This is a genomic window from Pectobacterium sp. CHL-2024, from assembly GCF_044751765.1.
Classification (GTDB): Bacteria; Pseudomonadota; Gammaproteobacteria; order Enterobacterales; family Enterobacteriaceae; genus Pectobacterium; species Pectobacterium brasiliense.
In genome coordinates, this window is the sequence record NZ_JBIXKO010000001.1 from 111,689 (window position 1) to 133,950 (window position 22,262).

The 22,262-nt window shown below is 52.1% G+C and carries 14 protein-coding genes; 6 read left to right on the forward strand and 8 right to left on the reverse strand.

Annotated elements, in window-relative coordinates; genetic code table 11:
• Nucleotides 1–15: 15 nt before the first annotated feature.
• Both ACIPUG_RS00525 and ACIPUG_RS00530 read right to left on the reverse strand, forming a co-directional pair.
• Nucleotides 16–1,950 (reverse strand): exoribonuclease II, encoded by a 1,935-nt coding sequence (locus ACIPUG_RS00525; protein WP_400336850.1) that lies wholly within the window; start codon nucleotides 1,948–1,950, stop codon nucleotides 16–18.
• Between the two features lie 237 nt (nucleotides 1,951–2,187).
• Nucleotides 2,188–4,500, reverse strand: a complete 2,313-nt coding sequence (locus ACIPUG_RS00530; protein WP_400336852.1) for an FdhF/YdeP family oxidoreductase — start codon at nucleotides 4,498–4,500, stop codon at nucleotides 2,188–2,190.
• A 171-nt stretch (nucleotides 4,501–4,671) separates the two neighbouring features.
• On the opposite strand from ACIPUG_RS00530, the gene ACIPUG_RS00535 reads away from it, so the two are divergent.
• Nucleotides 4,672–5,574: a LysR family transcriptional regulator gene (locus ACIPUG_RS00535; protein WP_400336854.1), complete on the forward strand. Its 903-nt coding sequence runs from the start codon at nucleotides 4,672–4,674 to the stop codon at nucleotides 5,572–5,574.
• On the opposite strand, the gene ACIPUG_RS00540 is transcribed toward ACIPUG_RS00535, so the two are convergent.
• Nucleotides 5,565–6,635 (reverse strand): LacI family DNA-binding transcriptional regulator, encoded by a 1,071-nt coding sequence (locus ACIPUG_RS00540; RefSeq protein WP_110163949.1) that lies wholly within the window; start codon nucleotides 6,633–6,635, stop codon nucleotides 5,565–5,567. The two genes, ACIPUG_RS00535 and ACIPUG_RS00540, sit on opposite strands and share 10 nt — an antisense overlap.
• A gap of 320 nt (nucleotides 6,636–6,955) precedes the next feature.
• Here ACIPUG_RS00540 and ACIPUG_RS00545 point away from each other — a divergent pair, with 320 nt between their 5' ends.
• The 4 genes from ACIPUG_RS00545 to ACIPUG_RS00560 all read left to right on the forward strand — a co-directional run bounded on the left by ACIPUG_RS00545 (nucleotide 6,956) and on the right by ACIPUG_RS00560 (nucleotide 14,975).
• Nucleotides 6,956–8,266 (forward strand): MFS transporter, encoded by a 1,311-nt coding sequence (locus ACIPUG_RS00545; RefSeq protein WP_014915704.1) that lies wholly within the window; start codon nucleotides 6,956–6,958, stop codon nucleotides 8,264–8,266.
• A gap of 33 nt (nucleotides 8,267–8,299) precedes the next feature.
• The gene (locus ACIPUG_RS00550; RefSeq protein ID WP_400336857.1) at nucleotides 8,300–10,663 is read left to right on the forward strand and encodes a TIM-barrel domain-containing protein; all 2,364 of its coding nucleotides are present in this window, start codon (nucleotides 8,300–8,302) and stop codon (nucleotides 10,661–10,663) included.
• Between the two features lie 348 nt (nucleotides 10,664–11,011).
• Nucleotides 11,012–13,888, forward strand: a complete 2,877-nt coding sequence (locus ACIPUG_RS00555) for a flavocytochrome c (RefSeq protein WP_400336859.1) — start codon at nucleotides 11,012–11,014, stop codon at nucleotides 13,886–13,888.
• 115 nt (nucleotides 13,889–14,003) lie between these two features.
• Entirely contained in the window at nucleotides 14,004–14,975 is a 972-nt protein-coding gene (locus ACIPUG_RS00560) for an FAD:protein FMN transferase (protein ID WP_400336860.1), read from the forward strand.
• Nucleotides 14,976–15,056: 81 nt separating this feature from the next.
• On the opposite strand, the gene ACIPUG_RS00565 is transcribed toward ACIPUG_RS00560, so the two are convergent.
• The 5 genes from ACIPUG_RS00565 to sapC all read right to left on the reverse strand — a co-directional run bounded on the left by ACIPUG_RS00565 (nucleotide 15,057) and on the right by sapC (nucleotide 19,700).
• Nucleotides 15,057–15,614, reverse strand: coding sequence for an inclusion body family protein (locus ACIPUG_RS00565; RefSeq protein WP_039503268.1), 558 nt, complete (start codon nucleotides 15,612–15,614; stop codon nucleotides 15,057–15,059).
• Between the two features lie 389 nt (nucleotides 15,615–16,003).
• Entirely contained in the window at nucleotides 16,004–16,792 is a 789-nt protein-coding gene (fabI, locus tag ACIPUG_RS00570; RefSeq protein ID WP_010276729.1) for an enoyl-ACP reductase FabI, read from the reverse strand.
• A gap of 193 nt (nucleotides 16,793–16,985) precedes the next feature.
• Nucleotides 16,986–17,801, reverse strand: a complete 816-nt coding sequence (gene sapF, locus ACIPUG_RS00575) for a putrescine export ABC transporter ATP-binding protein SapF (protein WP_010276730.1) — start codon at nucleotides 17,799–17,801, stop codon at nucleotides 16,986–16,988.
• A complete protein-coding gene (gene sapD, locus ACIPUG_RS00580; RefSeq protein WP_109411180.1) occupies nucleotides 17,801–18,793 on the reverse strand; it encodes a putrescine export ABC transporter ATP-binding protein SapD in 993 nt (330 codons plus the stop codon). Before sapD ends, sapF begins: the two co-directional genes overlap by 1 nt.
• A gap of 16 nt (nucleotides 18,794–18,809) precedes the next feature.
• Nucleotides 18,810–19,700 (reverse strand): putrescine export ABC transporter permease SapC, encoded by an 891-nt coding sequence (sapC, locus tag ACIPUG_RS00585; RefSeq protein ID WP_400336863.1) that lies wholly within the window; start codon nucleotides 19,698–19,700, stop codon nucleotides 18,810–18,812.
• Nucleotides 19,701–20,197: 497 nt separating this feature from the next.
• Between sapC and ACIPUG_RS00590 the strand changes: the two genes are divergently transcribed.
• Complete coding sequence (locus ACIPUG_RS00590; protein ID WP_400336865.1) at nucleotides 20,198–22,168, forward strand: SIR2 family protein; 1,971 nt, start codon at nucleotides 20,198–20,200, stop codon at nucleotides 22,166–22,168.
• Nucleotides 22,169–22,262: the final 94 nt, after the last annotated feature.

A 22,262-nucleotide genomic window follows, 5' to 3' on the forward strand; every position in this document is an offset into this window, starting at 1 on the left:
TCGGCGGCATGGCACTTAGGCGGCAGGTTTTGCCACGATGCTGCGGGTTTCCAGACGCACTTCAGCGATGACCACGTCCAGCGTATCCCCCTGACGATAAACCACATCGCCTTTCACTGAGAGGGTGCCCATTTCCTGACTGCACACCAGCTCATCGCGCACGGCGTGGATAAAGGAGGAGGGGATAAATGCTACTGCACCGTTATCCAGCAGGCGAACGCGCAGGCCACCGCGTGTGACGTCAATGATTTCCGCGTTGAAGCGCACATCAGTACCCGCTTTGTCGCTGAGGTAGCGAGCATACAGCCAGTCGCCAACATCACGCTCAGCCATACGATTAAGGCGGCGGCGTTCGGCCAGTTGTACCGTGACGTCGTCCTGCGGTTTTTCCGCAGCCTGTCCGGTGATGACCGCTTTCAACAAACGGTGGTTCACCATGTCGCCGTATTTACGGATCGGCGATGTCCAGGTGGCGTAGGCTTCCAGCCCCAGGCCAAAGTGCGGCCCCGGCGTGGTGCTGACTTCCGCGAAAGACTGGAAGCGACGAATGCGGCTGTCCAGGAACTGCGTTGGCTGGGCATCCAGCTCGCGGCGCAGTGTACAGAAGCCCTCCAGCGTCAACAGCGCTTGCGCATCGGCCTGAACGCCGTGGGTATCCAGCACGGCAACCGCTTGTTCGATCGAGGCAGGATCGAAGCCGTTATGCACGTTATAGATGCCGAAGCCCAGTTTATCGCGCAGCACAATGGCCGCACAGACGTTGGCCGTAATCATGGATTCTTCAACGATACGGTTGGCGATGCGGCGATGTTCAACCACGATATCCAACACATCGCCTTTCTCACCCAGCAGGAAGCGGTAATCCGGGCGATCTTTAAACACCAGCGCGTGGGCGGTGCGCCATTCGCTACGAGCCAGACAGAGGCGGTGCAGCAAACGAATTTGTTCGGCAATCGCGTCGTTTTGCGGCTGCCATTCGCCTTGGTTTTCCAGCCAGTCAGAGACGTTGTCATACGCTAACTTGGCTTTGGATTCGATCCAGGCAGCAAAGAAGTGAATGTCGTCACCCAGCGCACCGTCGGCGGCAATCGTCACGCGGCAGGCGAGGACAGGGCGACGCTCGTTCGGGCGCAGAGAACAGATATCGTCCGACAGTGGGCGCGGCAGCATCGGGATATTGAAGCCAGGCAGATAGTTGGTAAAGGCGCGCTGGCGTGCAATGTTGTCCAGCTCGCTACCCGCTGCGACATACGCGGTCGGATCGGCAATCGCGATGGTTAATTGCAGCGAACCATCGCCGTTGTCCTGCACGTATAGCGCATCGTCCATATCTTCAGTGCTGGCGCTGTCGATAGTGACAAAACTCAGCGCGGTGAGATCGTCACGGACGAGTTCGCCATCATGGCGCTCAGTCGCTTCAACCTCTGGGGCCGTGCGCTCCAGATTATGACGTGACAATGTCACCCACCACGGCACCAGCGGGTCATCGCCCGTCGTGATGTACTGTGTCAGTTCAGCATGAAATCCACGGTCGCCCTTCAATGGGTGACGGCGCATTTCGGCTACGGCCCAATCGCCTTCCTGGAAATCGTGCGTGACATCGCGCGCGGCGCGGCAAGGGATCGCATCTTTCAGCAGCGGGTGGTCAGGCGTAATGGATAAGCGGTCGTCTTTTTTATGGATGCGCCCAACAAATCGGGTAAGGAAGGGTTCGATCAGCGTTTCTGGCTCGACAATTTCCCGCTCTTTTTCCGTATGCAGGGTGGCGGTAATCCGGTCACCGTGCATCACTTTTTTCATGTGCGGAGGGGGAATGAAATAGCTTTTTTGTCCGTCAGCTTCAAGAAAGCCAAATCCTTTATCGGTGCCTTTGACGACACCTTCAACACGCGGTGTCTGAGAGTGAAGTTGCTGTTTTAGCTGTGCAAGCAGCGGATTATCTTGAAACATAGCGTCCAGAAATACGGTTGTGAGTAGCTCAATTAGCAACTCACAGTTTTACTCGAATCGGGTGCTGGCGGCAAGAATAATCGGGGGTAGCGTGGGTGCCGATCGGCAGTAGATGCGCGGATAAATCCGAGTAAAGTCAACGCTGATTGGAATGTATCCACCTGCCGTGCACGCGACTGATTTCACGGCACGACAGCGTCATTTATGTTTATGAATTGCCGCCTACTGAGCAGGTTCTTAGGCGATACGCAGCAGAGATTCCGCCTGCGTACTGCGACGAACGACAACCGGCACAGACTTAGAGGTCGGCGTATGCGTCTCATCCCCAAAGCTGGACAACGGCACCAGCGGGTTGGTTTCCGGGTAATAGGCCGCCAGATTGCCGCGCGGAATCGCGTAACTCACCAGCTTGAAGCCGTTGACGACGCGGGTAATACCGTCATTCCACAGCGTTTCGATATCGACCAGATCGCCGTCTTCCAGCCCCAGCGCGCTGATGTCATCCGGATGCATGAACAGCACTTCCCGCTGCCCGTACACGCCGCGATAGCGGTCATCCAGACCATAAATCGTGGTGTTGTACTGATCGTGTGAGCGCAGGGTTTGCAGCGTAAAGGGTACATCGCTGCCTTGTAGCTGCGGAAACAGCGTATCGGGCAGCGCTGCATGGCTGAATTGCGCTTTCCCGTTGAGGGTATTGAAGTGCAGTTCAGCCGCAGCGTTACCGAGATAAAATCCACCCGGCAGGTCGCAATTGGCATTGAAATCGGTAAAGCTGGGAATCGTCGCGGCGATATGGTCACGGATACGTGAGTAATCGTCCGCCAGCGCCAGCCAGTCGAGCTTTTCATGACCGAGTACCGCGTTGGCAATCCCGGCGACAATCGCCGTTTCCGAACGCTGCAACGGCGAAAGCGGCTGCCCGACGCCTTGCGACGCGTGCACCATGCTGAAAGAGTCTTCGACGGTAATAAACTGCGCGCCGCTGGCCTGCATATCGAGATCGGTACGGCCGAGCGTCGGCAGAATCAATGCATCGACTTTGCCGGTCACCAGATGGCTGCGGTTGAGCTTGGTGCTGATGTGCACCGTCAGGTCGCAGCGGCTGAGTGCTTCTTCGGTGCGTGCCGAATCCGGTGCGGCGGCGGCGAGGTTACCGCCCAGCGCGATCAGCACTTTTATCTCATCGCGCAGCATCGCTTCCAGCGCTTCTACCGTGTTGTGGCCTGCGGCGTAAGGCGGTGTGAAGTCATAATGTGCGGCCAGACGATCGAGAAACGCAGCCGTCGGTTTCTCATCTATTCCCATGGTGCGGTTGCCCTGCACATTGCTATGACCGCGTACCGGACACAGCCCCGCGCCCGGTTTCCCTAGCTGCCCGAACAGCAGTTGCAGGTTCACGATCTCCCGCACGGTGGCGACGGAATGTTTGTGCTGGGTAATCCCCATCGCCCAGGTGCAAATCACGCGCGGTGACTGCTGATAAATCGCCGCGACATAGCGCAACTGCGCTTCGCTCAGGCCGGACTGCTGTTCGATTTTCTGCCAACTGGTAGCGTCGACAACGGCAAGGTATTCGTCCACCTGTTGGGTATGCGTGGACAAGAAATCCTGATCGAATAAGCCCGCTTCCCCAGCGGACAGGCGCTGGCGATGCGTTTCCAGCAGCGCTTTGACCATGCCGCGCACGGCGGCCATATCGCCGCCCAGATTGGGTTGCAGGTAGGTTTCACTAATGGTGCCAGACAGCGGCGTGAGCAGCTCCAGCGGGTTCTGCGGATTGGCAAAACGTTCCAGACCGCGCTCGCGTAGCGTATTAAACGAGACGACGTGCGCACCGCGATCGGCGGCATGGCGCAGGCTGTGCAGCATGCGTGGGTGATTGGTACCCGGATTCTGCCCGAAGACGAAAATCGCATCAGCGTGTTCGAAATCATCCAGCCGGATAGTACCTTTACCGACGCCGATACTCTGTTTCAGACCGATTCCGCTCGCTTCATGACACATGTTCGAACAGTCAGGAAAATTGTTGGTGCCCAGCATGCGGCCAAAAAGCTGATACAGATAAGAGGCTTCGTTGCTGGCACGGCCAGACGTATAAAGCTCCACCTGGTTAGGGTGTGCCATGTTACCGATATGGTGAGCGATCATCGCAAACGCCGCGTCCCAACTGATGGGGACATAGCGATCGCTGGCACGGTCGTAGCGCATCGGGTGGGTTAAGCGGCCCTGATACTCAAGGAAATAGTTGCTCTGCTGGCGTAGCGTCGTGACGCTGTGGGCGGCGAAAAAATCCAGATCGACCGCTTTGCGCGTCGCTTCCCAACTGACCGCTTTCGCGCCGTTTTCACAGAAGCTGAACGTGCTGCTGTTGTCATCACCCCAGGCACAGCCGGGGCAGTCAAATCCTTTCGATTTATTGACCCGCAACAAGTTTCGGATATTTTTCAGCGCTTGCTTGCTGTCGAGAACAAAGCGCGTGGTGGCTTCCAACGAGCCCCAGCCGCCAGCCGCATTGCGGTATGGCTTGATGGATGGTTTGAATTTCATGACATGTTCCGCAGGTGATTATGTTGTTTTTATGTGAACAAAATTTTAAATATTTGCTCTTGAGGGAAGTTTAGGTGCCGTCGGCGATCGCGTCTAATCAAATGCGGCTATGGTGGGATAGAGGCGGTTTATCGGTATATACTCCGGGCTTACCCACTACAGAGTCTGACGATGGATATTAAGCAACTGCAATACCTGTGCAATCTGGAGAAAGAGCGCCATTTTGGCCGGGCAGCGGAAGCCAGTTTTGTCAGTCAGCCAACGCTCTCCATGCGGTTGAAAAATCTGGAGCGAGAGCTGGATCTGGCGCTAATCAATCGGGGTAACAATTTTGAAGGCTTTACCGCCGAAGGTGAACGCGTGCTGGCCTGGGCGCGGGAAATCGTCTCGGTTTATCAGGGGTTAAAGCTGGAAGTCGCATCGCTGAAACGCGGTGTGAGCGGCGTATTACGCATCGGTGCGGTGCCGCAAAGCAGTATCGCGCTGTCGAGCCTGCTGGCAGCGGTAAACAAAGTTTACCCGCAGCTGGATTTTCAGATCTCGCTGTTCAGTGCGGATCAGTTGTTGGAGGCGCTGAATGCGCATTCGGTGGATGTCGGCATCGGCTTTTTTGAATTCTCGACGCTACAGGAGCTGCACTTTCAGGCGTCGCCGCTGACGGAGCAGGGCGTTGATCTATTGTTCCATCCGCACCATTTCCCGCAGCTGGTAGGGGAGACGCCGCTGCCTCTCGCTGCGCTTTCTGAGGTTCCGCTCTGTCTGGCGGAGGCAAGCCGCTATTTCCGTCGCTATCTGGATAGCCATTTTCGTGAAATGGGCATCTTGCCGTGGGTCAAGGTGGAAAGTTCTTCTGTTCTCCAACTGATCCAAAGTGCCTATGTCGGGCTCGGATGCGGCATTGTGCCCCACGGTAGCCTGATCCCGGACATGACGCCCGCATTAACGCTGCGACCGCTGCAATTTCCGCCGATGCGCCGTTGTGCGGCTGTTGTTGTCGCCCAGGCTGGCCGAGCGACGCCGCTGGCGCAGAACTTCTTTGACGCGGCACAGGTGTGGCTGCAGGATCAGTCGTAAAGGCTTTCATCCTGTATCGGAGCCACTGATTTACTGGCACGCAGTCGCCTGACGGACTGGCGAACCACCAGCGTACCGTTTAGTAGCAGATTGCCTAGAGGGGCTTCGGGGCGGATCAGGCGATATTGCAACAGCCTGACGGCCTCTTCGCCCAGCGCCTCACGCGGCACATGTACCGATGTGAGCGGGACGTCGTGAATGGCCGACAGATTGAATCCATCCATACTCATCACCGAGACATCTTGCGGCACGCGCAATCCTGCTTTGGTCAAAGCATTGACCACCCCGACCGCAATGAAATCGCCGCCTGCGAGAATAGCCGTAGGCCATTTATCTCGCGGGCAGCGGGCTAAAAAGGCCGTCATCGCCTGTTCGGCATCCGTCGTGCTGAAATTATCTAACGCCAGCAAATTATCCTCAGAGGAAAACGGCAGATTATGGTGCTGATAGGCATCGCGAATGCCGTCCAAACGCAGCTCCATCGTGTAGCGACGCAGGCACAGCAGCGTCAACACAGTATGGTGCCCTTGCTCGAAAAGATAGTGGGCGGAGAACTCGCCTATCAAACGGTGTGCGGGTGCCACACCCGGCAATCGCATCTTACGGTCAATGCAGTTAATCAATATGCAGGGCTTACCGCTGTCCGCCGCCAGCGCGTGAATATAGGGATCGTCGATGCCAATCAGCAGCGCTGCCTCCGTGGCCGGATCGCGCATTTTGTCTAAAAATAGCGCCGCATCGCTGTCATTTTCCTCCAGCCCACAGTAGCGCACTCGCACATCGTGCGGCTTCAGGGCATCAATGATGCTCTGTACCACTTTGTGGTAGAAGATGTCGGACCGAATATCAAAAGCACGCGGCGGGGCGAAGATAGTGAGTCCGTTCAACAGCAGACGGCCGTTGGCGAGATCGGCCAGTACGCCGCACTGGCGAGCGCAGTTGAGAATGTCCGCTTTTGCCTGCTCGCTGGTATTGGACTGACCAGATAGCACGCGTGAAACCGTACTGATCGAGTAGCCGGTCCGCTGTGCAATTTCGCGTATTTTCAGGTTTCCTTTCATTTTGTGATCCCGTTCACCTTCGAAAATGACAAAGTTTTCATGGCTATCTGTTACCTATTTTCAGGCGTGATAGGCAGGTTTTTGTCTGCATTTTGACCATAGCATGAAAATATTTTCAAAAAAGTGAGTGTTTCACGATTTTCAATTGTTCTACTCTCGATTTGGTAAACCAATTTCAGTGGTTAGAGGCAGTAAAACAGGATTTAACTCAATAAATACAATGATATGAAAATGGTTTGATTGTTCGATAGGCTATAAATACAAAAATGCCGTCGAGATATCAGACCAATGTAACCCTACTTTCCTGTAAAGGAGTCACCATGAGTCTCGACATCAATTCGTCCTCCATCGCTACCAAAGGTAAACGGACATTCAGAAACCTGCGTTGGTGGGTGCTGAGCCTGTTCCTGCTCGGCGTTACCGTGAATTACATCACCCGTAATTCGCTGGGCATTCTGGCACCGGAACTGAAAACCAGTATGGGCATTACCACCGAGCAATATTCCTGGATTGTCGGTGCATTCCAGCTGGCCTATACCATTTTCCAGCCGATTTGCGGCTGGCTGATCGATGTCATCGGTCTGAAAATGGGCTTTATGATCTGCGCGGTGATCTGGGCGCTGATGTGCATTTTCCACGCGGGAGCAGGAAGCTGGCTGCACCTGGCGATCTTGCGTTTCTTTATGGGTGCGTCAGAAGCGGCAGCGACACCGGCGAATGCCAAAACGCTGGGCGAGTGGTTCCCTAAAAAGGAACGACCGATTGCGGCAGGGTGGGCCGGTGTCGGTTTTTCCATCGGTGCGATGCTGGCACCGCCGATTATCGTTGTGGCGCATGCCTACCTAGGCTGGCAGGGTGCGTTTATGTTCACCGGTGGGTTGGCGCTGCTGTGGGTAGCGCTGTGGTGGTTGTTCTACCACAACCCCGAAGATCACCCGAATTTAAGCCGAGAGGAACTGGATTTCATCCGTCAGGACAATGAGGCGCCTCCGGTCAAACTGCCTTTCTTCACCGCACTGAAAACAGTCTCAAAAAACAAACGCTTTTACGGTATCGCGATTCCAGCCTTTATGGCGGAACCCGCGTGGGCCGTGCTCAGCTTTTGGGTGCCGCTCTATCTGGCGAATGAACGCGGGATGGATCTGAAACAAATTGCGATGTTCGCGTGGCTGCCGTTTCTTGCCGCCGATCTGGGCAGCGTTGCCAGCGGCTACCTCACCCGGCTCTACGTTCGCTGGTTCGGCTGCTCGCGCGTCAACTCGATTGTGGCGAGTTCGGTTACGGGCGCGTTTCTGATGCTGTCGCTGGCGCTGGTCGCCGTCAGTAAAGATCCGTGGGTGGCGATTCTGCTGATTTCCATCGGTGGGTTCGGCCATCAGGTGATTTCCTGCATGTTGAGCGCACTGGTGGTGGAATCGTTCGATAAAGGGCAGATGGCAACCGTGAACGGGATGCGCGGTTCGTTTGCCTGGATTGCCAGCTTCCTGTTCTCGCTGCTGATTGGCGTCACCGCCGACAAAATTGGGTTTAACCCGCTGTTTGTCGCGATGGGATTCTTCGATCTGATCGGTGCCATCTTCCTGATCGCATTTATTGCTGAACGTCGTGGGAAAACGCGGTCGCAGGCATAACGGCTCATTTATTTTTCCTGAAAAGGACGCTGTATGAAAACGTTGAAAAATTGGGTGTTCCGTCATCAGAGCGCCGACCATGTTGAGCTGCTGGTGGACGACAAGCATGTGTTTCGCCTGTACGTGCTGGAACCGATGCTGGCCCGCGTGCTGGTTAAACAGCATGGCGAGCTGAAGCTGAACCGCACCTGGAGCATTGCGCCGCAGCAGGATGTCCCCTGGCAGGGACGCAGCCGCGAAAGCAGCGATGGTTTCAGCCTGCCGGGATTCTCGCTGGAACAGCTGGACGATGCGCTGCGTATCAGCACTGCACGGATGCGCATTACGATTCATCAGCCGCTGTGGTTGGCGTGGGAATACCGCGATGAACAGGGTGAGTGGCAGCCGTTTGCCGCCGATAGGCCGACCAGCGCCTATTTGCTTAACTCACACGGTGACGGTGTGGCGCACTATCAGCGCCGTTTCCCGACGGAGCGCTATTACGGCTTAGGTGAAAAAGCGGGCGATCTTGAACGCACCGGACGTCGGTTTGAGTTCCGTAATCTGGATGCGATGGGCTACAACGCAGCGAGCACCGATCCGCTGTATAAGCATGTTCCGTTTACTATCACCCGACGTGACGATGTTAGCTTCGGCCTGTTTTACGATAATCTGAGCACGACCTGGCTCGATCTTGGCAATGAGATCGATAACTACCATCTGGCTTATCGGCGCTATCAGGCGGAGGCGGGCGATCTCGACTATTACCTGTTCATCGGGCCGCGCGTATTGGATGTAACGAAAGCGTTCGTTCGCCTGACGGGGAAAACGCTCTTTGGGCCAAAGTGGAGCCTTGGCTACAGTGGTTCCACCATGCATTACACCGACGCACCGGACGCACAGCAGCAACTGATGAAATTTATCGCGCTGTGCCGTGAGCACAACATTCCGTGTGATTCGTTCCAACTCTCCTCGGGCTACACGTCGATCAACAATAAGCGCTATGTGTTTAACTGGAACTACGACAAAGTCCCTCAGCCGGAGGTGATGTCGCAGGCCTTCCATGATGCGGGCCTCAAGCTGGCTGCCAATATCAAACCCTGTTTACTGCAAGATCACCCGAAATATGAAGAAGTGTCGGCGCAGGGGCTGTTTATCCGCGATTCCGAATCCGATGTGCCAGAGCGTTCCAGCTTTTGGGACGATGAAGGTTCACACCTTGATTTCACCAACCCGGCAACGGTGGCGTGGTGGCAGGAGAACGTCACCCGACAGCTGTTGGAGAAAGGGATTGATTCAACGTGGAATGACAATAACGAATATGAAGTCTGGGATGGTGAAGCCCGCTGCCACGGATTCGGCGAAACGATGGCGATCAAGCATATTCGCCCGCTGATGCCGCTGTTGATGATGCGCGCCTCGCTGGAAGCGCAGCAGCGCTTTGCGCCGACGCTGCGTCCTTATTTGATTTCGCGTTCCGGCTGTGCGGGAATGCAGCGCTATGTGCAGACCTGGAGCGGCGATAACCGCACCAACTGGCAGACGCTGCGTTACAACACGCGGATGGGAATCGGGATGAGCCTGTCCGGCCTGTTTAATATCGGGCACGACGTCGGCGGGTTTTCGGGCGATAAGCCAGACGCCGAGCTTTTTGTGCGCTGGGTACAAAACGGCGTGATGCACCCGCGTTTCACCATTCATTCCTGGAATGACGACCATACGGTGAACGAACCGTGGATGTATCCCGCGGTAACGCCTGCAATACGCAGTGCCATTGAGCTTCGTTACCGTCTGCTGCCGTATTTTTATACCTTGCTGTGGCAGGCTAGCGCGGACGATGAGCCGATGCTGCGCCCGACGTTCCTCGACCACGAGCAGGACAGCGCGACGCTGGCAGAAACCGACGATTTCATGCTGGGACGAGACATTCTGGTCGCCAGCGTGGTTGAAGCGGAGCAGCGCCAGCGCACGGTGTACCTGCCGGCGAATACGTCAGGCTGGTACGATTTTCATTCCGGCCAGTGGTTCAGCGGCGGACAGACGATCGTGCTGGATGCGCCGCTGGAACGGCTCCCGCTTTTAGTCCGGGCGGGCGCGATGATCCCGCTGTCGGGGCGAACGGCACACGTCAGCCCGCATGAAGATGATCTGCGTGAATTCCTGCTCTTCCCGCCTGTCGCTGGCGGCACGGACAGCGGGCTACTGTTTGAAGACGATGGTGAGACGTGGCAATGGCGTGAAGGACACGCGCTGTGGCTACGCTGGGAAATCCGCACGGATAGCCAACGGATTGACGTGACGTTTACATCGGAAGGGCGGTATCAGCCCGCCTGGCGACACGCGACGCTACGCCTGCCGGCGGGCGAGCAGCGTCAGCTGTACATTAACGGCGTTCGTACGACGACCTATCAACACTAATAATCAGTTTATTTCTTCCTGTTGCGCCCCGGTCTTATTTGTTTACCGGGGCGTTTTTTTTGTTATGCAGAATATCAATAATATCCGATTGGTTATCTTCAGGATAAAGAGATGTTAATGAAGTGAATGGAATATTAAATATAAAAAAGAGTTGTGCGAATACCCCTAATAAAATAGGATCTACAAAATAGTTTAAATAGTAAGAAAACATTTTATAACATCAAAAAAAATAGATACTTGGTAAGTAATAAGTTCGCAAATTATCAGCCAAAAGAATTAATAAAAACAAACATGGCAGCTTCTGATTCATTCGCGAACAGAGTTTTTATTTTAAGTGGAGTATTCGCTATGAAGAATAATCACCATGATCTATTTGCCGCTTTTACACTCCCCAACGGCGCGACGCTGAAAAACCGGGTACTGATGGCACCCATGACTACCTGTAGTGGATTTTACGATGGGAGCGTGACCAAAGAGCTGGTGGAATATTATCAGGCCAGAGCAGGTAGCATCGGCACTGTGATTGTGGAGTGCTGTTTTATTGATGACAAAGGGTTGGCTTTTCCCGGCGCTATAGGAATCGACAACGACGACAAAATTGCCGGGCTGGCCAAAATTGCGACGGCGATTAAAGAAAAAGGCTCGACGGCGATCCTGCAAATTTATCACGGCGGCCGGATGGTCGAACCGCGTTTTATCGGTGGCGCGACGCCCGTTGCGCCGAGCGCCATTGCCGCGCCGCGCACGGGGGCTATCGTTCCGATGGCGCTGTCTGGCGATGAGGTTGACGCCATGATCGGCAAGTTTGGCGATGCCGTTCATCGTGCCATTCAGGCGGGTTTCGATGGTGTGGAAATTCACGGCGCGAATACTTACCTGATCCAACAGTTCTATTCTCCACACTCTAATCAACGCTCAGATAAATGGGGCGGCAGTCGTGACAACCGTGCGGCCTTCCCGCTGGCAGTGTTGGATATCGTTCATGAGGTCGCGGATAAATACGCCGATCCTGCATTTATTATCGGCTATCGTTTCTCGCCGGAGGAGATCGAAGAACCCGGCATTCATTTTGATGATTCACTCTATTTGCTGGAAAAATTAGCGGCACGCGGGCTGGATTACGTTCATTTCTCTATGGGAAATATTCTGCGCTCGTCCATTATCGAAACAGATGACCCGACGCCGCTGATTAAAAAATATGTTGCCCGCCGTTCCGCGACATTAGCGGCGATTCCGGTTATTGGCGTAGGGGATATTGTCAATCAGGCAGACGCCGATGCAGCGCTGGAAAATGGTTATGACCTGGTTGCCGTCGGCAGAGCCTGTATTGCTTATCCAGACTGGACAGATCGTATTGCCGAACAGGAAAAACTCGAACTTTATATTGCCAGCGATAAACGTGAAGCATTAACGATTCCTGAACCGCTGTGGCGTTTTTCATTAGTTGAAGCCATGATTCGGGACGTGAATTTAACCGGCAAAAAATTTAAATCCGGGGTTTATCAGGAAAACGTTCAGGATGAATGTGGCGAGCTGCGAATTGCTATCCATTTTGAGCAGAATCGGGTCGCCGATATTGCGCTGGAGAATAGCGAAATTGATGAATCGCTAAAAATCAGTTTTGAAATTATCCGCGAACGCATTCTGGATACCAATAGTCCCCACGTTGATGCCGTAACAGGCGCAACGGCGCAGAGTGAAGCGATTAAAAAAGCCGTTACCAAGGCGATGGTGAAATCGAGCAAAGACGCCATTATTGCCGATGGCGGTAACCCAGACGCGCATCGCGAAGCGGATGTGGTGGTGATTGGCAGCGGCGGTGCGGGACTGGCGGCGGCGATTCAGGCCAGCGAAGAGGGCGCGCGCGTTATCGTCATTGAAAAGATGCCCGTCATCGGCGGCAATACCATCAAGGCCTCTGCCGGTATGAACGCGGCGGGCACTGTCTTCCAGCAAAATAAAGGTATTGAAGATAGCCAGGCGCTGTTCTATGACGAAACGCTGAAAAGTGGAAAACAGAAGAACAATCCTGCGCTGGTGCAATACTTCGTCGATCATGCGTCTGACGCGATTAACTGGCTGGCGCAGCACGATATTGAGCTGAGCGACATCACCACGACGGGCGGTATGAGCGTTGACAGAACGCATCGGCCTGCCAACGGCGCCGCGGTGGGCGGCTATCTGGTCAGCGGGCTGATTAAAAACCTCAATAAATACAATATTGAGGTGCTGCTGGAAACGTCGGTAACCGAAATTGTGCAGGAGAAGGGCAAGGTTAGTGCCGTCAGAGTCGTCAATGATGAGCAGGAAGCGAGCCTGATTGCGACAAAAGCGGTGATTGTCGCGACAGGCGGCTTTAGTGCCAATCAGGCGATGGTGGAGTCATACCGCCCAGACCTGAAAGGCTTTGTCACCACCAACCATAAAGGCGCAACGGGCGGCGGCATTCGTCTGCTGGAACAGATCGGCGCAGATACGGTGGACATGGGAGAAATTCAAACCCATCCGACGGTTGAGCAGACGACGTCTTATCTGATCTCCGAATCCATTCGCGGCGGCGGGGCTATTCTGGTGTCGCAGCGCGGAGAACGTTTCTTTAACGAAATGGAGACGCGGGATAACGTCTCGTCCGCCATCGTCAACCTGCCGGAAGAGTACGCGTACATCCTGTTCGACGAGCAGGTCAGAAATCGCAATCGGGCAGTCGAAGAATATGTCGCACAAGGGCTGACCGTCAGCGCGGACAGCGTCGCTGAACTGGCCGACAAGCTCGATATGCCGCCAGCTGCGCTGCACGCCTCGCTCGAACGTTACAATGCCTTTATCGCCGACAAACACGATGAAGACTTTGGCCGTACCACGGGGATGCGCGATCCGCTGAATCAGGCACCGTACTACGCGATTAAGGTGGCGCCGGGCGTACACCACACGATGGGCGGCGTCACCATCAACGAGAAAGCGGAAGTGCTGAACCGCTATAAAGAGACGATCTCCGGCGCTTATGCCGCGGGGGAAGTGGTTGGCGGTATTCACGGGGCGAACCGCATTGGCGGCAACGCCGTGGCGGATATCATTATCTTCGGCATTCAGGCGGGGGTTCAGGCTGCGGCCTATGCGCGGGCACCGCGTCGCTCGGACGTTTTTCCAACGAAGGCACGTAAAGCAAGGTTTGCGAAAGCGGCGGCGAAAACGGCTGAAAAGCAGCCGATACTGGTCGCAGAGTAAGTGATAGAAAAGAACGTGATAAAAGAGTAAGGCTGATGGCGGGCGTCTCAAAGGACGCTCGCGATTTTCCCACCGTTTCCTCTCTGTACCGCCATTCGATCATGGGAGTCACCGTATGCCTTCTGTCGATAACGCCTACGTCTATTCCGTTCACCTGATGGGCAGCCCCATTCTGCTCAAACTGTTTGTCCATGATGAAACCGCCGTGAGGCAGGTTTTCCAACGCATCAAACAGCTCGAAGATCGGCTAACCGTTAATCGAGCGCAGTCGGAAGTGATGAGCATCAACCATGCGGCGGGGAAAGAATACGTTTCGGTCAGCCCGGTGGTCTTTGAGCTGATTAAGCGGGCCAAAGCGGTCAGTCTGATTGAAAATAGCGGCTTTAATGTTGCGATTGGTCCTGTCGTGAAACTATGGAAAATCGGTTTTAGCGGCAGCACAGTGCCTGACCACGAGCCAATACAACGGGCGCTGGCATTAACGCATCCCGAACGCATTATTCTCAGAGAGCAGGACTGCGCCGTGTTGTTGGAAAGCGCCGGAATGGAGATCGACCTAGGGGCGATTGCGAAAGGTTATATTGCCGATATCGTCCGGGACGTTCTGCATCAACATGCGATTCAGGATGCGCTGATCAATCTGGGGGGAAACGTGCTGGCTATCGGCAGCGCACTGACGGATGAGCAAGGGCTATGGAGCGTCGGATTGCAGAAGCCCTTCGCGGATCGCGATAGCCTGCTTGGCATCATTAAGGTGAAGAACAAATCCGTGGTGACATCCGGCGTCTATGAACGCTTTTTTACCGTGGACGATCGTATCTATCATCATATTATCGATCCCCGGACGGGTTATCCGCTGGATAATGAATTGCACAGCGTAACGGTTATCTCGAATGATTCTCTCGACGGTGATATCTACACCACACTGCTTTATGGCATGGGCGTCAGCGCAGGCATTACCTTTCTACAGAACCAGCCGGATATCGAAGCGATATTTGTGACAAAAGCACGAGAGATTATTTTCTCTTCGCAGCGGTGTCATACGTTTGAATTATTGGATAAGGATTATTCGGTGACGATGTTGTAGTTATCATTATTCAAAAAAATAAATGGATGACCAATAAAACTCGGTCATCCATTTTATAATGCTATTACTGGCGATGTGTTTTTAATTTTTTACAGTGATGGTTGGATCCCATTGGAAATAACCATAGAGTTCTTGATTTCCGCCACGTGGACGATAATACAAGGCGAATTGTACCTGATACTGTTCTGTCCCTAATTTACTTATTGTTGCCTGAGCGTACCAGTGTTTTTGTTCAGTGAACGTAACAGGAAGCGGTGAGGTATTATTGGTTTCCCGAGGTTCTGCCTCTGAACGTCCGCTATTAACAAATTCAACTCCAGTAAAAACCGTGTCGCCTGCATATCGAGGCAACCCATAAATCAATACGCTTGAGTCTGAATTGGCAGATTCTGAAAGGCCTGTCCAGCGAATAACATCATCACGATTTGCTTTAATGTTGAGATCGCCAGTCCCTTCTCCTGATACGACAGACTGGTTAGGCGCAACCATATAGGAATACTGATGACCAATTGGCGTTGGATGGGCTTGATCCTTGCTGGCAGCACTGAATGAAACATCGCTCATAACACGATCTGTGTCGATAATAACAATAACGTTAATGACATTATTAGTTGAATTCAACTCATTACTATTACTCATGGAACGTCCTTATTTTAATAATATACGCAATGGGAATTGCATAGCAGGCGATTTAATTTGATTGAGGAATAGGTTTAACTCACTCGGATTTTATAATATTTATTTTACTTTATTTTTACAAGTGCGAAGTGATTGTATTACTAAAAATAATCAACTAGCAATGAAATTAATTATTAAATAAATCGTTTTTAATTTCTTGATTTATTATTTAATTATTTCACTTGAAATGATTATATTAAATGTAATGGGTGAAATTGAGAATGCCATCAATAGCTTGAGTGACAGGAAATGTTTTTTGAATAGCGACAATTAAGGAAAGAAGAGGATAGTGAATAGATATACTTTGTTGGGGAGAAGTAGCCTATCAGGGATAGGCTACTTTTGATGACTTACTTCAGTTCCAGCTCGTTCATTGCAGCGATGCTGAAACCGCCGTCAACGTGCAGAACTTCACCGGAGATACCGGCAGCCAGATCGGAACACAGGAACGCAGCAGAGTTGCCCACGTCTTCAATGGTAACGACACGGCGGATTGGCGTAACGGCTTCGCAATGCGACAGCATTTTCTTGAAGTCTTTGATGCCGGATGCAGCCAGTGTACGAATCGGACCCGCAGAGATGGCGTTAACGCGCACGCCCTGAGCACCCATCGCATTCGCCATGTAACGAACGTTCGCTTCCAGAGACGCTTTTGCCAGACCCATTACGTTGTAGTTAGGGATGGCACGCTCAGCACCCAGATAGGACAGGGTAACCAGCGCAGAGTTCGGGTTCAGCATCTTACGGCAGGCTTTCGCCATCGCGACGAAGCTGTAAGAGCTGATATCGTGAGAAATGCTGAAACCTTCACGGGTAACGGCATCCACGTAGTCACCGTCCAGTTGGTCGCCCGGTGCATAAGCAATGGAGTGCACGAAGCCATCAAAGTTCGGCCATACGTTAGCCAGTTCGGTAAACAGTGCTTCGATGCTGGCATCTTCAGCGACATCACACGGCAGAACGATGCTGGAACCCAGTTCGCTGGCAAAGCCTTCAACGCGTGCTTTCAATTTGTCGTTCTGATACGTGAAGGCCAGTTCGGCACCTTCGCGCTGCATTGCTTGTGCAATACCGTAGGCAATAGAACGGTTGCTGGCAACACCTGTTACCAGAATGCGCTTACCGGTAAGAAAACCCATAGCAGTAATCCTTGTGATCATTGTTGCTGCGATCGTCGTCTTTGTACCCGTAAACCTACGTGGCAAGTGACGACCGAGATGAATAAACCGCGCAATTCTACCATGTTGGGGACGGTAGGGGTACTCCGAGCAGTATCCGCCTTTTTACACAGCCCTGCGGCTGTCTCGGGGATGCTGCCGTGGTGCGCGGAGATTAACGTTGCGCGCCGTCACGTCGCCAAGCGTCGGCGCTGAGCGCTTCGCCGAAGTGGCTGGCAATCAAACGTTTCGTCAGGTCGTGGAGCGGGGCGGACAACACATCGGCAGTACTGCCGCGCTCGACCACTTCACCAGCCTGCATCACCAGAATCTGGTCGCTGATGTGTTTCATCATGCCCAGATGCTGCGTCACGTAAATATAAGAGATACCGTGCTTTTCCTGTAACTCCAGCATCAGATTGATAATCTGTGACCGCATAGACATATCCAGTGACGCCAGCGCCTCATCAGCGACAATCACTTTTGGTTGCAGGATCAGCGCCCGCGCCAGACCGACGCGCTGTTTTTGCCCCGGCGCGAGCGCATGTGGATAGTAATAGGCGTGATCGGGACGTAGCCCGACCTGATGCAGCGCCTGATTAATCGCTCTTTCACGCGCTTCGGCGCTGAGATCGGTATTCAGCCGCAGCGGGACATCCAGCAGTTGACCGATGCGCTGGCGCGGATTGAGGGCATTGCTCGCATCCTGAAAGATCATGCGGATGCGTTGGCTGCGGTAGCGGTAATCGCCATAGTGCAGCGGATGATCGTCGATAACCAGCTCGCCGGACGTCGGCGCGATCATGCCCGACAGCATTTTAGCCAGCGTTGATTTCCCCGATCCGTTCTCGCCGATGATGGCGAGCGTTTGCCGTTCACGCAGCGTAAAGCTGACGGATTTCACCGCCTCGACATGCTGGCGGCGGAACAACCCGGTCCGATAGCGGAACGTCTTGGTCAGGTTGCGGGCTTCAAGCAGCATCTCAACCATCACGGTTCCTCCATGTTGAGCGGAAAGTGGCAGGCATATAAGTGGTTCTTAACGGAGAGCAGCGGCGGCGTTTGCATACACTGTTTTTGTGAATAAGGGCAGCGTGGGCCGAGCCGGCAGCCAATCGGCAGGTGCTCTAACGACGGAATAGCCCCATTCAGGGTGTTCAGTCGGCTTTTGTGCGGCAGAGAACGACCGAAATCGGGCATTGCGCGAATCAGCGCCTGCGTATAAGGATGATGCGGCGCGGTGATCAAATCTTCACAGGTGGCGCTCTCCACCGTTTGCCCGCAATAGAGCACGTTAATCCGGTCAGCCCATTTGCTCATAGTTTGCAGGTCATGGCTGATGAGCAGAATCGTGGTGTTATTGTTCTGGTTCAGGCGCGACAGCAGGCGGAAAATCTGCGCCTGCGTGGTGGATTCCATCGCGTTGGTCGGCTCATCGGCAATCAACAGACGCGGCTGGTTCGCCAGCGCGATGGCAATCATCACTTTCTGACACTCACCGTCGCTCAGCTCATAGGGATAGCTGCCCATAATATCTTTATGGTCTTTAATCCCGACGCGGTGCAGCAGTTCGATCGCACGGCGTTTGCGCCAGTTAAACCGCTGCCACCAGCGGCCTTTGTACGTCCAGCTCGGAATCGCCTGTACCAGCTGCTTACCGACGCTTTCGGACGGATCGAGACAAGATTGCGGCTCTTGGAAAATCATGGAGACGTTATGGCCGACCAGCTTACGTCGTTCGCGCGACGACAGTTGCAGCAGATCGATATCATCGAAGCGGAAGCGATCGGCGGTCACGCGCCAGTTCTCTTTGGTGATCCCGCAGATGGCTTTAGCAATCAGGCTTTTACCGGAGCCGGATTCGCCGACCAGCCCGCGAATTTCACCTTCGCTCAGCGTCATACTGACGCGGTCGACGGCTTTTACCGCGCCGTCGGCGGTCAGAAATTCAATCGTCAGGTTACGGATATCAAGTAATGGCATAGGGAGTCGTCGCCTCTTATTCCGTTTCCGCGGCGAGCGCGCGGCGGATGCCGTCGCCCAGCAGGTTGACGATTAACACGCTCAGCGCGATAGCGGCACCGGGCAGCATTACGGTCCAGGGTGCGGCATAAACCAGCTCCAGCGAATTGCCAAGCAGGGCGCCCCATTCGGTCGTCGGCAACTGCGCGCCCAAATCGAGAAAGCCCAGCGCGGCGATATCCAGAATGGCAATCGACAGCGCGCGGGTAAACTCAGAAACCAGCAGCGCGGCGATATTGGGCAGCACGACGTACCACACCAGATAAAACGTGGACGCGCCGTCGAGGCGAGCGGCGATTACGTACTCTTTATCCATTTCATCGTGTACGGCGCTGTAGATAGTTCGCACCATGCGTGGCAAGAGCGCCAGCCAGACGGCGAGCATCGCGTGTTCGAGCTTGGGGCCGATAAAAGCGATCACTACAATCGCCAGCAGCAGCGACGGAATGGACAGCAGCGTATCCAGAATATGATTGAGCATTGCAGAGCGCAGCCCGCGTGTGACGCCCGCAAAAACGCCCAGTACGATGCCGCACAGCGCCGCCGCGTAGGTGACGATGAGCGATGCGCCGACGGTCGGCGCTGCACCGCTCAGCAGGCGGCTCAGCTGGTCGCGGCCTAAATCGTCGGTGCCGAGAAAGAACGAGACTTCGCCGTAGTGCGACCAGGAGGGAGGCAGCAACTGATAGCCTAAAAACTGCTGGTCAACTTCATAAGGCGCGAGAAATTTGCCGAACAGGCACAGACCGATCAGGAGCAGAAAGCCGTATAGCCCAATCATCGCCAGCATGTCCTGATGGAATGCCCGCCAGGTATCGCCTAGTCGGCTAGGCAGCCGTTTTTCGCTATAGACGTTATCGTAGGGCATATGGTCCTGCTTGAGCTTTTTTTAGTTTGTTTTGGTTTATTTAATTCAGTCATATCAATGTATTAGTTAAATAAATTTTTTCATAGTGTTTTAACATCGTTTCGTTTATGCATCTCCAATTGGTGACTTTTATGTATCCGTAAGTAATGTGTGCATTGCTTACGGATACGGAACTCAGAAAGTCACGAGGAAAGGCTAAGATAAACTAGAAGTAATCTCTGATTCATACATGTTAAATGCCAGATTTTCAATCGTCTATGGTGTTATTCCTTTTACCTCTACTCTCAGAATAATAGGTCTGTACAGTTAAGCATAGGTGATTATCCTTCTATATAGCTGTTGCAAGCAAGGGAACAGGATTAGCAATTTTGTGTGCCGATTACTGGAGTGTAAGTGATCTCTTCCCTTTGTTCAGTACAGAAAAAACCTTGTAAAGGTAAGATAGGATGTATCATATTGCAGTGATAAACAAAAAATCTTATTTTTGGTGAAAATTTATGAAAATTAGGCCGCAGCAGCATCTAATAAACATTTTGACCTCTACCAAGCAACATCATCCTAATTTTACTCTTTTTTTAGGCGCCGGAGCCAGCATTACCAGTGGTGTTGAAAGTGCAGGTGGAATGGTCAAACGTTGGAGAGTTGCTTATGAATCGATGCATGGAGAAGAAGAGTTACATTCACAACCGTGGTTTGGCAAGGACAATGAGTATTCTGAGTTATTTGAATCTCTCTATGATCAGCCTACTCAGCGAAGAGAATTTATTGAAAGTTGTATCACAGAAGCTAAGCCTTCATGGGGATATGTATATTTAACGAACTTATTAGATAAAGGCCATTTCAACACAATATTTACTACAAATTTCGATGACCTTGCTAATGAAGCTTGTTTTACATTTTCAAATAATTTACGCCCTATAGTATGTGCTCATGACTCTAGTATTGCTAGTGTTAGGCTGACAACGACACGCCCTAAAATAATTAAGCTTCATGGTGATTTTTTATTTGATAACATCAAAAACACAATTAGGGAATTAGAATCACTTGAAGATAATATGAGGGCTAAATTTAGACAGTTTGCGACAGAATTTGGAATGGTAGTAATTGGCTATTCAGGCCATGATCGCTCTATTATGGATACATTAAATACATTACTCCATTCTGGGACTTGTTTCCCTCATGGAATTTACTGGTGTACAAGAGATAATGTTGAAAACCTTCCCGATTCTTTGAAAAATCTTGCTCGCTTTCCTCATTTTCACCTTATAAAAATTGACGGCTTTGACGAATTCATGGCCGAATTGCACGAGGCATTGGGTTGCACTTTACAGCAGGAAGTTGTCGAACCTTATTCGGCTTTATCGAACAAGCTTGACAGATATTTTTTAGTATCGGAAGAGGACGACGACGATACCCAGCATGACATCATCAAAAGAGATATGAACAATCTCGCAGACCATGTAAGACGCGTCAATACGGTCAGCCAATTTGTAAAAAAAATAAAGCTACTTCTTTCTGATAACGCATCTGCTCTCGATGATGACTCAATTACTAAATCACTAGAAATTATGTTAAAGGAAACTCAATTCGCTGGTTCCTCTGAAAACGTACACTTCTATAATACACCGAACTATTTGATTGCTAGTTCTGCCTTTAGAACTGGTGATTATCAAGAATGCGTTGAGTATGCAACTAAGCATCTTTCTAATGGAAAATCGATAGAGACAGAGGCTCTATTGCTAAGATCTTACATTCATCTGAAAGATGAGAAACAAATTCTGCAATCTATGAAACGGTTGGCTACTTACAATAAAATTAAAGAAGGAGAATTTACTAAACTGATAAATGCTTTAGTTGAATTAATGAGAGCAAACAAGTTTGCAATTGCTGAAAGCTTAATGGATTTACTGGATTCTCACGTAATAACCTCTAGATATAAAAGCTTTATTATTATAAATCGTGCTCTTTGCCAAAAATTAACAGTACAAGTCATAAGTTCTAAGCTCAAAGCTGATTTAGAGAAACTACTTACTGAATCGATAGACAACAGTGAAGCTTGGCTAGCTATCGGGGCTGCTATACTTCTTGAAAAAGACGAAGTAGCTCAGGAAGTTGCTGAGTCGCTTGATGAAACAGAAATTGTAACTATCGTTACTCAGTCTATGCCAATTTTTAATTTGATTTCTGACGTACTTTATGAAAAGGTCAAGAGTATAGCTATCGAAAGGGGTTACGATGTATCATTTGAAGAGATTGATGAGTCAGATGAATCCGAAGAAGAATTATCTGGAAATGCGAATGATACTACAGATTCAGGCATAGATTCTGTTGGAGTTGATGTAGGTTCAGTTGCGGATCATCTACCATTAAATACTGATAAACTGGCTGAAAATGATGAAACATTTTCAAGCATCTCTGATGAGCCTGACAGAGAACGTATTGTTAGTATTTCAGAAAAGCCTGCTTAACCAGATTCCTACGAGCGTGTTGAAAATGAGGGAGATTATGAAGCCAAAAAAACATGATTCAAGCAGCAAAATTTCAGAAGAAAGTAAAAAAAAG

Excerpts from the sequence above, each read along its gene's own strand:
- ACIPUG_RS00525 (WP_400336850.1), bottom strand. The coding sequence starts at position 1,950 with ATGTTTCAAGATAATCCGCTGCTTGCACAGCTAAAACAGCAACTTCAC.
- ACIPUG_RS00530 (WP_400336852.1), bottom strand. The coding sequence starts at position 4,500 with ATGAAATTCAAACCATCCATCAAGCCATACCGCAATGCGGCTGGCGGC.
- ACIPUG_RS00535 (WP_400336854.1), top strand. The coding sequence starts at position 4,672 with ATGGATATTAAGCAACTGCAATACCTGTGCAATCTGGAGAAAGAGCGC.
- ACIPUG_RS00540 (WP_110163949.1), bottom strand. The coding sequence starts at position 6,635 with ATGAAAGGAAACCTGAAAATACGCGAAATTGCACAGCGGACCGGCTAC.
- ACIPUG_RS00545 (WP_014915704.1), top strand. The coding sequence starts at position 6,956 with ATGAGTCTCGACATCAATTCGTCCTCCATCGCTACCAAAGGTAAACGG.
- ACIPUG_RS00550 (WP_400336857.1), top strand. The coding sequence starts at position 8,300 with ATGAAAACGTTGAAAAATTGGGTGTTCCGTCATCAGAGCGCCGACCAT.
- ACIPUG_RS00555 (WP_400336859.1), top strand. The coding sequence starts at position 11,012 with ATGAAGAATAATCACCATGATCTATTTGCCGCTTTTACACTCCCCAAC.
- ACIPUG_RS00560 (WP_400336860.1), top strand. The coding sequence starts at position 14,004 with ATGCCTTCTGTCGATAACGCCTACGTCTATTCCGTTCACCTGATGGGC.
- ACIPUG_RS00565 (WP_039503268.1), bottom strand. The coding sequence starts at position 15,614 with ATGAGTAATAGTAATGAGTTGAATTCAACTAATAATGTCATTAACGTT.
- fabI (WP_010276729.1), bottom strand. The coding sequence starts at position 16,792 with ATGGGTTTTCTTACCGGTAAGCGCATTCTGGTAACAGGTGTTGCCAGC.
- sapF (WP_010276730.1), bottom strand. The coding sequence starts at position 17,801 with ATGGTTGAGATGCTGCTTGAAGCCCGCAACCTGACCAAGACGTTCCGC.
- sapD (WP_109411180.1), bottom strand. The coding sequence starts at position 18,793 with ATGCCATTACTTGATATCCGTAACCTGACGATTGAATTTCTGACCGCC.
- sapC (WP_400336863.1), bottom strand. The coding sequence starts at position 19,700 with ATGCCCTACGATAACGTCTATAGCGAAAAACGGCTGCCTAGCCGACTA.
- ACIPUG_RS00590 (WP_400336865.1), top strand. The coding sequence starts at position 20,198 with ATGAAAATTAGGCCGCAGCAGCATCTAATAAACATTTTGACCTCTACC.